This is a genomic window from Anaerosalibacter bizertensis (genome assembly GCF_009696605.1).
In the GTDB taxonomy this organism is placed as follows: Bacteria; Bacillota; Clostridia; order Tissierellales; family Sporanaerobacteraceae; genus Anaerosalibacter; species Anaerosalibacter bizertensis.
In genome coordinates this window covers 142,052-156,332 of the sequence record NZ_VULR01000002.1, presented here as the reverse complement: position 1 = coordinate 156,332, position 14,281 = coordinate 142,052, and the positions used below count along the sequence as shown (strand labels likewise).

At 30.9% G+C, this 14,281-nt stretch carries 13 protein-coding genes; 2 read left to right on the top strand and 11 right to left on the bottom strand.

Annotated elements, in window-relative coordinates:
• Positions 1-77: 77 nt before the first annotated feature.
• From FYJ27_RS02425 to FYJ27_RS02410, 4 genes are all read right to left on the bottom strand, one after another.
• Positions 78-1,136 (bottom strand): HD-GYP domain-containing protein, encoded by a 1,059-nt coding sequence (locus tag FYJ27_RS02425; RefSeq protein WP_154482589.1) that lies wholly within the window; start codon positions 1,134-1,136, stop codon positions 78-80.
• A gap of 148 nt (positions 1,137-1,284) precedes the next feature.
• Positions 1,285-1,551 carry an HPr family phosphocarrier protein gene (locus tag FYJ27_RS02420; RefSeq protein WP_154482586.1) on the bottom strand — a complete coding sequence of 89 codons (267 nt, stop codon included), beginning with the start codon at positions 1,549-1,551 and terminating at the stop codon, positions 1,285-1,287.
• A 2-nt stretch (positions 1,552-1,553) separates the two neighbouring features.
• On the bottom strand, positions 1,554-2,513 hold the full coding sequence (gene whiA, locus FYJ27_RS02415; protein ID WP_154482583.1) for a DNA-binding protein WhiA: 960 nt from the start codon (positions 2,511-2,513) through the stop codon (positions 1,554-1,556).
• A gap of 34 nt (positions 2,514-2,547) precedes the next feature.
• Positions 2,548-2,982, bottom strand: a complete 435-nt coding sequence (locus tag FYJ27_RS02410) for an NUDIX hydrolase (RefSeq protein ID WP_154482580.1) — start codon at positions 2,980-2,982, stop codon at positions 2,548-2,550.
• Positions 2,983-3,108: 126 nt separating this feature from the next.
• Here FYJ27_RS02410 and FYJ27_RS02405 point away from each other — a divergent pair, with 126 nt between their 5' ends.
• Positions 3,109-4,146 (top strand): M42 family metallopeptidase, encoded by a 1,038-nt coding sequence (locus FYJ27_RS02405; protein ID WP_154482577.1) that lies wholly within the window; start codon positions 3,109-3,111, stop codon positions 4,144-4,146.
• On the opposite strand, the gene FYJ27_RS02400 is transcribed toward FYJ27_RS02405, so the two are convergent.
• A complete protein-coding gene (locus tag FYJ27_RS02400) occupies positions 4,139-4,684 on the bottom strand; it encodes a DUF2284 domain-containing protein (RefSeq protein ID WP_154482574.1) in 546 nt (181 codons plus the stop codon). The two genes, FYJ27_RS02405 and FYJ27_RS02400, sit on opposite strands and share 8 nt — an antisense overlap.
• Before the next feature lie 86 nt (positions 4,685-4,770).
• On the opposite strand from FYJ27_RS02400, the gene FYJ27_RS02395 reads away from it, so the two are divergent.
• On the top strand, positions 4,771-5,298 hold the full coding sequence (locus tag FYJ27_RS02395; protein WP_154482571.1) for a hypothetical protein: 528 nt from the start codon (positions 4,771-4,773) through the stop codon (positions 5,296-5,298).
• A 26-nt stretch (positions 5,299-5,324) separates the two neighbouring features.
• Here FYJ27_RS02395 and FYJ27_RS02390 read toward each other — a convergent pair whose 3' ends face one another.
• The 6 genes from FYJ27_RS02390 to nifJ form a co-directional block, all read right to left on the bottom strand.
• Entirely contained in the window at positions 5,325-6,590 is a 1,266-nt protein-coding gene (locus FYJ27_RS02390) for a gluconeogenesis factor YvcK family protein (RefSeq protein WP_154482568.1), read from the bottom strand.
• Positions 6,591-6,608: 18 nt separating this feature from the next.
• A complete protein-coding gene (gene rapZ / locus FYJ27_RS02385; protein WP_154482827.1) occupies positions 6,609-7,466 on the bottom strand; it encodes an RNase adapter RapZ in 858 nt (285 codons plus the stop codon).
• 24 nt (positions 7,467-7,490) lie between these two features.
• A complete protein-coding gene (locus FYJ27_RS02380; RefSeq protein ID WP_154482565.1) occupies positions 7,491-8,228 on the bottom strand; it encodes a PHP domain-containing protein in 738 nt (245 codons plus the stop codon).
• Between the two features lie 12 nt (positions 8,229-8,240).
• Entirely contained in the window at positions 8,241-9,188 is a 948-nt protein-coding gene (murB, locus tag FYJ27_RS02375) for a UDP-N-acetylmuramate dehydrogenase (RefSeq protein ID WP_154482562.1), read from the bottom strand.
• 15 nt (positions 9,189-9,203) lie between these two features.
• Positions 9,204-10,523 (bottom strand): ABC transporter substrate-binding protein, encoded by a 1,320-nt coding sequence (locus FYJ27_RS02370; protein ID WP_229775443.1) that lies wholly within the window; start codon positions 10,521-10,523, stop codon positions 9,204-9,206.
• Positions 10,524-10,612: 89 nt separating this feature from the next.
• Positions 10,613-14,140 carry a pyruvate:ferredoxin (flavodoxin) oxidoreductase gene (gene nifJ / locus FYJ27_RS02365; RefSeq protein ID WP_154482559.1) on the bottom strand — a complete coding sequence of 1,176 codons (3,528 nt, stop codon included), beginning with the start codon at positions 14,138-14,140 and terminating at the stop codon, positions 10,613-10,615.
• Positions 14,141-14,281: the final 141 nt, after the last annotated feature.

Below are 14,281 nucleotides of genomic sequence, written 5' to 3'. Positions count from 1 at the left end.
TATATTATTTTCTTATATGATTATAATTCTATCATAAATTTAATGAAAATAACAAAACCCCTAGATTATTCTAGGAGTTAATTAAAAGTATTCTCTATTATTATAGATTTATTTTCTAACAAATCTATATAATAGGGTTTCTTTATTTCATTATTATATTGGTCATAATTTATCTTCACTATAGGTCTAGTAGGGACCCCTTTGTTTTCTTCTGCTACAATTCCTCTTTCTCCAGTATTCAGTATTACCTTCCTCCCTATAGAATAGGAAGCTACACTTTCAATAAATTTATCAACAATATTACCATCAAATTGTTTCCATTTCATATTAAATAAATATTCTACAGCTTCTTCATTTTTTATTTTATTTCTATAGACCCTATCGCTGGTCAATGCATCATAAACATCGGATATAGCCACTATTCTAGAAAACTCATGTATTTCCCCAGCTTTTAAATTATTAGGATATCCATATCCATCATACCTTTCATGGTGTGATAAAGATATATTTGCAAGTTCTTCATCTATACCTGATATTTTATTGAGTATTTCATAGCCAAAAGTTGTATGTTTTTTTACTATTTCATATTCTTCCTTCGTAAGTTTTCCAGGTTTATTCAAAATTTCTAAAGGTATAGATATCTTACCTATATCGTGAAGCATTGCACCTTTGCCAAGCCTTATTAATTCTTCTTTGTTATATCCTAAACTTTTACCTATAATAACAGATATTACAGAAACATTTACACAATGATCAAAGATATGATTATCTATAGTTTTTATATTTAGTATATTTTTTAGTATTTCTTTTTCACCTAAAAGCTCATCTATAATTTTTTCTTTAATAACTATTATTTCTTTAATATTTTCATCTTGTGAAAAAGGGAGTTTATCTATTATTTTTTTTGCAATAATTATTGCTTCTTTATTTATAGCACATTTAATCATACCTTCTACCGAGATTTTATTAAAACTTTCATTTTCTATGCAAATATTTTTAATATCATTCTTTTTAAGATTTTCTATATAAATATTTTTTAAAATAGCTCCTTTCTCTAATAAAGGTATACCATCAGAGCTATATATATTTTCAGCTAACACCATTCCCTCTACTGCATCCTTTATAGATATAATCATTTCTATCTCACCTTTAACTATTTAATTGTGCTATAAAGTATAGTATACATTATTTATCTTGACTTTTTTGATGTCCTGCTGAAAACGGGACTTCGGTCCTATGTTGTAGAATAATGTAGAATGTTAAAAAGAGTAGAAATCTACTCTTTTAAGCATCTAATATTCTATTTTCAATTAAATCTACTAAATCTTCAATAGCTTCAACTTCATCTTCCCCTTGGGCAATAATGGTTATTTCCTCTCCTTGAAATATTCCTAAACTCATTACCCCCATAATACTTTTACCATTTACTCTTTTTCCGTCTAACTCTATATATATACGGCTTAAATATTTATTAGCAGTTTGAACAAAAAGTGACGCAGGCCTTGCATGTAATCCTACTTCATTTCTTACTACAACTTTTTTTGATTTCAATATTAGCTCCCCCTTTCCTTTTTTAAATTATCTGCGATTTCTTCTATCCTTCTGAATCTATGATTTACACCAGATTTCCCAACCGGTGGGTTCAACATAGCTCCTAATTCTTTTAGACTAGCATCCCTGTGCTCTAATCTTAAATATGCTAAATCTGATAAATTTTTAGGCAATTTTTCTAGCCCCATAATTCTATCAATATATTCAATATTTTCTATTTGTCGTAAAGATGCGTCTATAGTCTTACTTAAATTAGCTGTTTCACAATTTACTATTCTATTTATGTTGTTTCTTACATCCTTCAATACTCTTATATCTTCTAATTTTAATAAAGCTAAATGAGCTCCCATAATATTTAGAAGATCTACTATCTGTTCTCCCTCTTTCAAATATATTACAAAATTTTCCTTTCTCAAGACAATTTTAGAGCTTAAACCAAAACTATTTATTAAGTCTGAAAGTTCTTTTCCATGTTCTTCGTTGGTAGTTACAAATTCTAGATGATAGGTCTTTTCTGGATTGCTAATAGAGCCTCCACCTAAAAAAGCTCCTCTTATAAAAGACCTTTTACAACATCTTTTATTTATTATATCTTGAGGTATCTTATAATCTACTTGAAAATAATCATCTCCATTTGTCCTTATCAGACCAATATCTTCAAGTATTTTTTTCGTAGACCTTGTATTTCTTACAACAATTAAATAGTTGTTATTCTTTTTTAACTGTTTATTCCTTCTTACCATTACGTCTACGTCTGTATTGTACATTGCCTTCAATAGTGAAAAAATTCTTCTGGCTATGGCAGCGTTTTCCGTAGCAAATTTAAGACTCATTCTGTTTTTACCATTTATTTGAATAATTCCATTCATCCGTACTATTGCTGCTAACTCAGCTTTTGCACAACATTTGTTTTTTATTGGTATTCTTGAAAGTTCATTTTTTGTAAAAGAAGAAAATGACATTATATCTCTCCTAAATCTTTATCACTTTAATATACTATACTTCATGTCCACTGTCTTGTAAAGAGTTTTTTATCTCATTTATAGCCTTTATTATTATTTTTTTCTCAGATAGATGCTTTAACATATTTTCTGCCCTATCTATATGGACAAATTTAGCTTCAATAAATCCTTCCTCTTTCTGTGGAGTACATTCCATATTTCTTACATTCATTAAAAACCAGTGTACAGTTTTGTTTATGGTTTCGTTTCCCCTTATATTGGTAAAATCATAGTGAATTTCACCTATATATTTTATTATCTCAGCTTTTACTCCAGTTTCTTCAAAAACTTCTCTTAAAGCTGTATCTTTTATTTCTTCATTTTTTTTAACCCTTCCTTTAGGAAGAACCCAATCTCCATTAAATCTTTTCAATAATAGAATAGTATTTCCAAATGTAACTACTCCTCCAGCGCTTACCTCTTTAACCATTGTTCCCACTCCTGTAATAATTTAAAACATTATAATATATATATTTATATTATAACATTTAATGAAGGATTTTTTTACCCATTATCGAATATTAACAAGTAATAATATTTTTAAGGAGGAATATATATGCAAATTTCAATGGATTATGTTACAGACATACTGTATAAATTATTAAATATACCTAGCCCTTCTGGAAATACAGCGAAGGCTATAGATTTTGTAGAAAATGAATTTAATTCTTTAGGTATAAAAACCTATAGAACTAATAAAGGAGCCCTTATAGGAACTATTGACGGGAAAGATAGTAACGAAGAAATTACCCTATCAGGCCATGTAGATACCTTAGGAGGAATGGTTAAAGAAATTAAATCCAATGGCAGACTTAAAATAACCCAAATAGGTGGATATCCTTGGAATTCTATTGAAGGAGAATACTGTACTATAGAGAGTAGTGATGGAAATTTATATACTGGTACAATTCTAACTACAAAAGCTTCAACCCATGTTCATGGAGACAAAGCTAGTAGTACAAAAAGGGATGAAGATAGTATTGAAATAAGAATCGATGAAAAAGTTAAAAACAATGAAGATGTAGAAAAACTAGGCATATCTGTAGGAGATTATGTGTTTTTCGATGCTAGGGCTGAAATCACTAAATCTGGTTTTATTAAATCTAGACATTTAGATGATAAAGCTGGAGTTGCTTCTATATTAGGTATTGCAAAATACTTAGTTGATAACAATATTGTTCCTAATTATACTACAAATTTTTTCATTAGCAATTATGAAGAAGTAGGTCATGGTGCTAGTGCTGCTATACCTAAAAAAACCACTGAATTTATTGCTATAGATATGGCAGCTCCAGGAGAAGGCCAAACTTCTGATGAATATTCTGTTACCATTTGTGCAAAAGATTCTACTGGCCCTTATGATTTAGAGCTAAAAAAACATTTAACCAAATTAGCTAAAGACAATAGTTTAAATTATAAAGTAGACATATATCCATACTATGGTTCTGATGGTAGTGCTGCATTAAGGGCTGGCCATGATTTTCGAGTTGGTTTAATTGGTCCTGGAGTTGATGCTTCCCACTCTTTTGAAAGAACCCATAGGGAAGCACTAGAAAACACTATTAAATTGGGAATACTATATTTAACTAAATAAGAATCATCCCTACCCAAGTAACCTCATCATCTTTAAACTCTATCTCTAGTCCTTTTTTAGCTACTGTTTTAATCACATCTATTCCTAGAGATTCTGATGAAGGTCGTGAAAGTTCAGGGTAGGGACATTTTTTATAACCTAGCATCTTTTTACAAGGGGTACATATCTTACAATTCCCTGCAATTAATGCAATAGATTTTTCAAATCCTAACTCTTTGCCTTTCTTTTCTATATCGAGAAGTATCTTATGTAAGTTTTTTGCTGGTTTAAAATATTCTTCCCTATCTTCTTTATTTATAATTTTATGTCTTGTTAAAACTATGATACAGGAATTAAATTCTTTTAATCTATTTTTAAAATCGTCTACCTCTCCTACATCTGGAGGGCATGTAAAATTCCTATTATATTCTCCACATCTATTATCCTTACAGTATCGCCTTACTTTTTCATCTACCACAATTTCACCTGGTAAAATATCTCCTAAATAAATGATATCCTTAGTCTCTATATATTCTGTGAGTTTTTTCATATTATACATAATAAAACTCCTTTGTTTTTTATTTTTGTATTTTTTTCTAGTTTATTTATAAAAATAATCCAAACAATAATATTAGAGGTGAAAATATGAACATAAATGAGAAATTTATTATAAATTTACAAGGAAAAAATTTTATAACCTATGAAGGTCTTTTAGATTTAGCTCATAAAAAAGGCTTGCAATCAATAAATGTAGAACTTATTCAGATTCCTAACTCTGAAAACAATATGACTGCTATTTGCAAAGCCAATGCTGTTACAAATAATGGCACCTTTTCAGATATAGGAGATGCTAGCCCTAAGTCTGTAAATTCTACTATAGTACCCCACTTAATAAGAATGGCATCTACCCGTGCCAAAGCAAGAGCTCTAAGAGATCTCACTAATATAGGTATGACTTCTGTTGAAGAAATATCCTTTGATGAAACTCAAGAAGAAAGCAAAAATATCTCCACAACTAATTTCTATGAAGATCCTCCTACACAAAGACAAATGGAAACTATAAAAAGACTATCAAATGAATTAAACCTAGCAATTTCCTATGATAACTTAACGAAAAAAACAGCTGGTACTTTAATCTCTAAAATGTTGGAGGAAAAAAGTAGAAAACATTAGATAAGAAAGCTTAAAAATAAGCTTTCTTATCTTTGTTTTTCTTTTGATAAATTAAATATTATCTCACTAGCTTTTAAACTATCATGACGTATATAATCTTTCTTTACTTCGATTAAATTATCTTTTATAACTTTTATATTTAATTTCTTTAATTTCTTTTCATCTTCTTCAGTCAATATAACTGGCTTAGAACCATCTTCCTTATACTTTTCTAAAGTCTCTTCTGGTATTTTTTCTACATTAACAATAATATAGTCTAACAAATCCTTGCACCCATGTTTAAGTATAGCCTCTGCATGATCAAATACTGTATAGTCATCGGTCTCTCCTGGTTGGGTCATTACATTGGGTATATATACCTTTGTAGCATTAGATTCACAAATGTAATCTGACATATCATTTACCAATAAATTTGGAATAACACTAGTATATAAGCTTCCTGGACCTAATACAATTATATCGGCTTCTTTTACAGCTTCCACAGCTTCTGCTAAAGGATAGGTGATTTCTGGTTTCATATATATTCTATCTATTTTACTTGATGCTTCTTTATTCTTTAAAGGTATATTAGATTCTCCCGCTACAATATCTCCATTTTCTAAAACTGCATAAAGAGTTACATCATCTAATGTCATAGGTAGAACCTTTCCTGTAACTGCTAATACATTGGAAGTCTCTTTTATAGCCAATTCAAAACTTCCATATATCTCATTCATAGCTGCTATAAACAAATTGCCAAAGTTTTGTCCCTTTAAGCTTCCTTCTTTAAATCTATATTGAAGTATTTTTTCCATAGTAGGCTCTGTATTAGCAAGTGCTAAAAGACAGCTTCTTATATCTCCAGGAGGAAGCATTCCTAAATCTTCTCTAAGAATACCTGAGCCTCCTCCATCATCTGCAACTGTAACAATAGCTGTAATATTTGATGTATACTCTTTCAATCCTCTTAAAAGTATTGAAAGTCCAGTTCCTCCTCCTATAGCTACAATTTTAGGTCCTTTTGATAACATTCTATCTTTATATATCATTTTATTTAATTCCTCTTTTCCAATGTTTCCATTTGGTTTATTATTTTTTACAGCATTTATTATTGATCTTATAGATATTTTAACTGAAATAAGAACTAATAATATTCCCGTTATTGTAAAAAACATTTTAAAATTAGTATGACTATTAGTCATAACTAGATTGTACATAAAACTTGATAATCCTAATGTTATAAAAAGTATTCCTATAACTCCTAAAAAAACCCAACTCCCTATAATTATTTTAGGTTTAATCCTCTTTCCCATATTAGATTACCCCTTTAATTAAGACACTCTTGCATCCCTATGATTTATTATAACCCTATTTCCTGCTTTTGCCAATTCCTCATATAGTACATTTGCTATAGTAACAGACCTATGTTGCCCTCCAGTACATCCTATTCCTATAACCAATTGGGTTTTGCCTTCTTCTATATAATATGGAATGAGAAAGTTTACCATATCTAATAGTTTATCAATAAATATCTTTGTTTGATCCCATTTCAACACATAATCCCTTACTTCTTTATCGTTTCCCGTAAATTCTCTCAATTCTTTTATATAATAAGGATTTGGTAAAAATCTAACATCAAATACTAAATCTGCATCCAAAAGTATTCCATGTTTGAATCCAAAAGAAGCTACTGATATAGTAAGTTTCTTTGATTCTCCTCCTTCTACAAACACCCTTCTTATTTCATTTTTCAGCATACCTATAGTCAATTTAGATGTATCTATTATATAATCTGATTTTTTCTTTACTTCCTGAAGTAACTTCCTCTCCTTAGTTATACCATCTATAAGCCTTCCGTTAAGACTTAGTGGATGAGGACGTCTTTGTTCTTTATATCTCTTTATTAACACATTATCTAAAGCGTCTAAAAAAAGTATTCTATACTTTAAGCCCTTTTTTTCTAAAGTTTCCAAACTATTAAATAGAGCATCAAAAAATATTCCTCCTCTAATGTCTACTACTACTGCTACTTTTTTAATATCTCTTTTAGATTCATAACAAAGTTCTGCAAACTCAGGTAATAGCTGAGGTGGAAGGTTGTCCATACAATAATAATCAAAATCCTCCAATGCTCTCATAGCTTGACTCTTTCCTGCTCCCGATAGCCCTGTGATTATGACAAATTCCATATTCAAATAAACCCACCTCCAATTTTACTCTACAATATTTTTTATTCTGTCTACAGGTACTTTTCCCTTTAGTGCCCTTTCTATTCCATTTTCCAGGTTTCCAACATTTTCTGGACTATGAGCATCACTATTTATATAGAAATAAACATCTTCTTCTAATGCCAATTCTATTTCTTCTACTGTTAAATGGCTATGGCTTGAATTTATTTCTAATGCAATATCTTTTTCCTTAGCTTTCCTAGCCAATCTTCTTATATCTACATACACTTTAGATCCTGGATGGGTTATTATATCTATAGGATATCTATCCATAGCCTTAATAAGTGCTAAAGTATTCATCTCCATCACATTTTTTCTCACCTTAGGTATTGCTTTAGATAAGAAATTCAAGATATACAGTTTATAACCATCTTTAAATGTTCCTGGCAATGCACCAAAATGATAACCAAGAAGGAGTATATCTAGGAACTCTATTATCTCATCATCTACATCTATAGTTCCATCATACCTTATAATATTAGCTTCTACTCCTAAAAGTATTTTTAAACCTTTAGGTTGAAATTCTTTGTTTAACTCATCTATTTCTTTTCTCATTTTTTTTATATCTTCTCTTTTAATACCATAAGTAAAGTGACCCGGTCCATGATCACATATAGCTATTTCTTTCAATCCCTTCTTGAAAGCTTCTTCTACATTATCCCTTATGGTACCCTTTCCATGACTATATATAGTATGAGTATGATAATCTCCTATAATATTCATAATTTTCTCCTTTTATTCTCTTCCTATAATCTTCAACTCTGTTTCTAATTCTACTCCATAATTATCCTTTACAATTTTTTGTACAGTCCTTATTAAAGTTCTAACATCCTCACTAGTAGCCTTATCTATATTTACAATAAAACCACAATGTTTTTCAGATACTTGAGCGCCTCCATGTCGTATACCTCTAAGGCCTGAATCATCTATTAACTTTCCAGCAAAATATCCTTCTGGTCTTTTAAATGTACTTCCTGCACTTGGAAGATGGAGAGGCTGTTTTGAAGTTCTCTTTTCTGTTAACTCTCTCATTCTTTCTTCTATAGTTTTATAGTCTCCCTTTTCAAGTTCCATTTCTACTGATAAAACTATAAGGCCTTCCTCTTCCACCCTACTCTTTCTATACCTAAATTTCATTTCTTCATTAGAATACTCTACTATATTCCCATCACTATTTAAACATCTAACTTTAGTTACTATATCTTTCATTTCGCCGCCATAAGCGCCTGCATTCATAGTTATGGCTCCCCCTATACTGCCTGGAATACCACTTGCAAATTCTAATCCAGTAAGGGAGTTCTTTAATGCTTTTTTGCTTACAACAGTAAGAAGTGCTCCAGATTCCGCTTTTATAGTAGTATCATTTACTACAATATCTCCAAATTCCTCTGAAATCTTTATTACAACACCTTCTATTCCTTTATCACTTACTAGCAGATTGGAGCCATTGCCCATTATATAATAATTTATATTATTATCCTTACATATTTTTATTCCTTCAATCAATTCCTTTTCATTTCCAGGTATAATCATAATATCTGCTGGTCCACCTATTTTAAAAGAAGTATGATTTTTCATAGGTTCATCTAAAAGTACTTTTCCTATATTTTTATTATCGCTAAATATCCTTTTTATATCTTTTTTATCCAACAAAACCACTCCTACTTTTATTTTTTCTTTCATATCTAATATTATACTTTATCTTGTCAAATTTTCTACTCGTCTTTTAGCTTCTTCAACAGCTTCTTTTGATGTCTTTTTATTTAATACAGCTTTTTTTATTTCATCTTGTAAAATAACATCTATAGATTTCCAATTCTCATCTTTAGGCACTATCTTAGTATAATATAGTGTTTCTTCAATTCTTTTCATCTTTGGATTATCTTTATACATATCATTTATTCCCTTTTTAACTGTAAATACTCCTAATTCTTCTAAAGTTTTTTGACTAGATTCATCTGATAGAAACTTTAAAAACTTAACACAAGTCTCTACCTTTTTTTTATCTTCTTGCTTAAAAATTCCAAAGGAAGCTACTCCATTGCTTAAAGCCATAGGAAGTTTCTCATCTCCCAATGGATAATTAGCTATATCAAAATTGAACCCTTCCCCTTTATTTTGAAGATCTTCAAGGACTTTAACTCCCCAAGATCCTGTTGGATATACAGCTATCTTTTTATCCTTAATAAACATATCCCAACACTCTTTTTCCCCTAAACTACCAAAGTTATCCGGGGTAACTTTATATTTATATTTTAAATCTACTACCCTTTGTACACCTTTTATTGCACTATCCCCATAAAATTTATATTTATTCTTTTTAAAATCCATTATTTCAGCACCATCACTAAGTATTATTCCCCAAAGATTATAATAATTAGGTTCTACAAAGGAAGTAAAACCAAAATGATCATTAATTCCATCATTATCAGAATCAAAGGTAAGTTCTTCTAGTTTTTTAACAAATTCTTCATAGGTCCAATTCCCATCTAATGGAGGGGATACCCCTCTTTCATTAAATAAATCTAAATTTAAATACATAGTATAAGTTGTCATCATAAAAGGTAAGCCAATTATATTCTCATTATAAATTACTGGCTTTAAAGTTTCAAATTTAAACTCATCTAACTCTTCTTTCTCTAAAAATTCATTCAACACTTCTAATTCATCTATCCAAGGAAAATTAAAACTAATAGGTACAATATCAGGTTTCTCATTAGATTTAATAGCTTCTTCTATTTTTTTAGGACCACTTTCCCAATCCAAGGGCGTAAAATCTATATATACTCCTGGATTCTTTTTTTCAAACTCTCTTATTCTTTCTTGAATCCAACTATACCTACTTCCTGTATCCACATTTAATCTTGGATAATCCCATACCCTTATAATACCAGTATAACATTCTTCTGGCTCTTCTGTTAGTGAATCTGGATCATTAAAATGTATGTAAAAAGACCAGAATACAATAAATGCAATCAATAACATTGCAACTATTCCTTCTCCCTTTCTCATTGACATAAATTCACCCCTCTAAATAATTATTCATGAGGGGCAAACTTTATGTAAAAAAAGTAGAGGCTTTCGCCTCTACTTTAATTTTCATTTAATTATTCAGCCATTCTCTTATATTTTTCATATCTTGCTTTTGCATCTTCTTCTGCTTTCTTGAATAGCTCATCTGCTACTTCTGGGAAAGTACGTTTTAATGATGTATATCTTACTTCAGTATTTAAGAATTCGATAAAGTCTCCTGTTGGCTCTTTAGAGTCTAAAATAAATGGATTTTTACCTTCTTCTTCTAATGCTGGATTGTATCTATATAAATGCCAATATCCTGCTTCTACAGCTTTCTTCTCTTGTTCTTGGCTATTGCCCATTCCACCTTTTATTCCGTGGTTAATACATGGTGCATAAGCTATAATAAGTGATGGACCATCATATTGTTCTGCTTCAGTTAATGCTTTAAGCAATTGATTCTTGTTTGCTCCCATAGCTACTTGTGCTACATATACATAGCCATAAGATGCTGCTATCATACCTAAGTCTTTCTTTCTAACCCTCTTACCGGAAGCAGCAAATTTAGCTACAGCAGCTGTTGGAGTTGCTTTTGATGATTGACCTCCAGTATTTGAATAAACTTCAGTATCAAATACTAATACATTTACATCTTCTCCAGATGCAAGTACATGATCAAGTCCTCCAAATCCTATATCATATGCCCAGCCGTCTCCACCAAAGATCCACATGGATTTTTTGATTAAATAATCTTTTAGCTCAGCTATTTCTGATAGAATTTTTTGTCCTCTTTCATTTCCCACTTCTTTTTCTAATAATGGTAGGATAGTTAATGTAGCTGCTTTTGATGCTTTAGCATCTTTCTTACCTTCAATCCAAGCTTTAAATGCTTCGTTAATTTCGTTATCTATATCTAATTCCATAAATTCATTCATTAATACTTCAAGTTTATCTCTTAATTGGTTAACAGCTGTTGCCATACCATATCCGTATTCAGCATTGTCCTCAAATAATGAGTTAGCCCAAGCAGGTCCTCTTCCATCTTTATTTATACAGTATGGAGTTGATGGTGCACTAGCTCCCCAAATTGATGAACAACCTGTTGCATTAGCAATTATCATTCTATCTCCAAATAATTGAGTAACAATTTTAGCATATGGAGTTTCTCCACATCCTGCACATGCTCCTGAGAATTCTAACAATGGTTGAACAAATTGGCTACCTTTAACATTGTTATTTGCCATTAAATCATCTTTTACTTCAACTTCCATTGCATAATCCCAGTTCTTAGATTGTTTTTCAACTAGCTCTTCTAATGGTTTCATAACTAGTGCTTTATCTTTTGCTGGACATACATTAGCACAGTTTCCACAGCCAGTACAGTCTAATGCACTTACTTGTATACGATATTCGAGTCCTTCTAATCCTTTTCCTAATGCTTTCTTAGTTTCAAAACTTTCTGGTTTGTTTTTAACTTCTTCTTCATTTAACAAGAATGGTCTAATAGCAGCATGTGGACATACAAATGCACATTGGTTACATTGTATACAGTTGTCAACTTGCCATTCTGGAATATTTACAGCAATACCACGTTTTTCATATGCTGCAGTTCCATGTGGGAATATACCATCTTCTTTATCTACAAAAGTACTTACAGGAAGTTTATCCCCTTCTTGTCTATTCATTGGTATTAAAACATCTTTAATAAATTCAGGTACATCTGCACTAACTGCTGTTTCTTCAGCTACCTCAGCATCTTTCCAGCTTTCTGGTATATCAACTTTAACTAATGCATCAATACCTCTATCTACAGCCTTATGGTTCATTGCAACAACATCTTCACCTTTTCTACCGTACGTAGCAACAATAGAATCTTTTAGATATTTAACTGCTTCATCTACTGGAATTACATTTGCTAATTTAAAGAATGCAGATTGCATTATCATGTTGATTCTGTTTCCAAGGCCTATTTCATTTGCAATAGCTGTAGCATCTATAATATAGAAATTAACATTGTGTTCAGCTAAATATTTCTTAACATCGCCAGGTAAATGTTTATCTAGTTCATCAACTGACCAATTTGTATTTAATAAGAATGTTCCACCATCTTTTATTCCATCTACAACACTATATTGATGAACATAAGATTGTTTTGAGCAGGATATAAAATCTGCTTCATCTATTAAGTAAGTAGATTTTATAGGTTCATGTCCAAATCTTAAGTGAGATATAGTAACTCCACCTGATTTCTTACTATCATATGCAAAATATCCTTGAGCGTACATGTCTGTATTGTCTCCAATAATCTTAATAGCACTCTTATTTGCACCAACAGTACCGTCTGAACCTAGTCCCCAGAACTTACATCTAATTGTGCTTTCTGGAGCTGTTTTGATTTCTTCTTTTATTTCTAATGATTTATGAGTTACATCATCTAATATACCTATAGTAAATCCATCTCTTGGTTCTTCAGCTTTTAAGTTCTCAAATACAGCATTTATTTGTGATGGAGTAGTATCTTTTGAACCTAAACCGTATCTTCCACCAACAATTAGTGGAGCGTTTTCTTTTCCATAGAACATTGAACGAACATCTAAGTATAATGGTTCTCCTACTGCTCCTGGTTCTTTAGTTCTATCAAGAACTGAAACTCTCTTAACTGTACTTGGTAATACATCAAAGAAGTATTTTTCTGAGAAAGGTCTATATAGATGTACTTTTATAACACCTACTTTTTCACCTTTTTCTATTAAATAGTCAACAGTTTCTTCTATAGTTTCAGTTACAGAACCCATTGCAACTATTATGTTCTCAGCTTCTGGATGTCCATAATAATTGAAAGGTTTATATTCTCTTCCTGTTAATTTTGTTATTTCTTGCATATAATCATTAACCATATCTGGTATTCTGTCATAATATGGGTTTGAAGCTTCTTTAGCTTGGAAGAAAATATCTGGGTTTTGTGCTGTACCTTTAGTATATGGACGTTCAGGGTTTAAAGATCTATTTCTAAATTCTTTAACTGCATCCATATCCACTAAGTTTTTAAGATCTTCATAGTCTATTAATTCAATCTTTTGAATTTCATGGCTAGTTCTAAATCCATCAAAGAAATGTACAAAAGGAACTCTACCTTTAATAGCAGTTAAATGTGCTACTCCAGCTAAATCCATAGCTTCTTGAACACTACCAGATGCAAGTAGAGCAAAACCAGTTTGTCTTGTTGCCATTACGTCTTGATGATCTCCAAAAATACTTAATGCATGGCCTGCAAGCGCTCTTGCTGATACATGGAATACACCTGGAAGAAGTTCTCCAGCCATCTTGTACATATTAGGAATCATAAGTAATAAACCTTGGGAAGCAGTGAATGTAGTAGTTAGTGCTCCTGCACTTAATGAGCCATGTACTGCTCCTGCTGCTCCTGCTTCAGATTGCATTTCTGTTACTTTTACTTCTTGACCAAAAATATTTTTTCTACCATGGGCTGCCCAATCATCAATTAGTTCTGCCATTGTTGATGAAGGTGTGATTGGATAAATTGCTGCCACATCTGTGAAAGCGTATGCAACATAGGCTGCTGCAGTATTACCATCCATGGTTTTCATAACTTTTGCCATTTATAGACCCCCTTTAAAATATTGCTTTTACATTGTAAAAAAATTGACATTCTTCCTTTATTAAGTAAGAATAGTATTTTTATATTTAACTATGTTTTTAGTATATTAAACATTATAAATAAAGTCAACCATCAAAAGAAT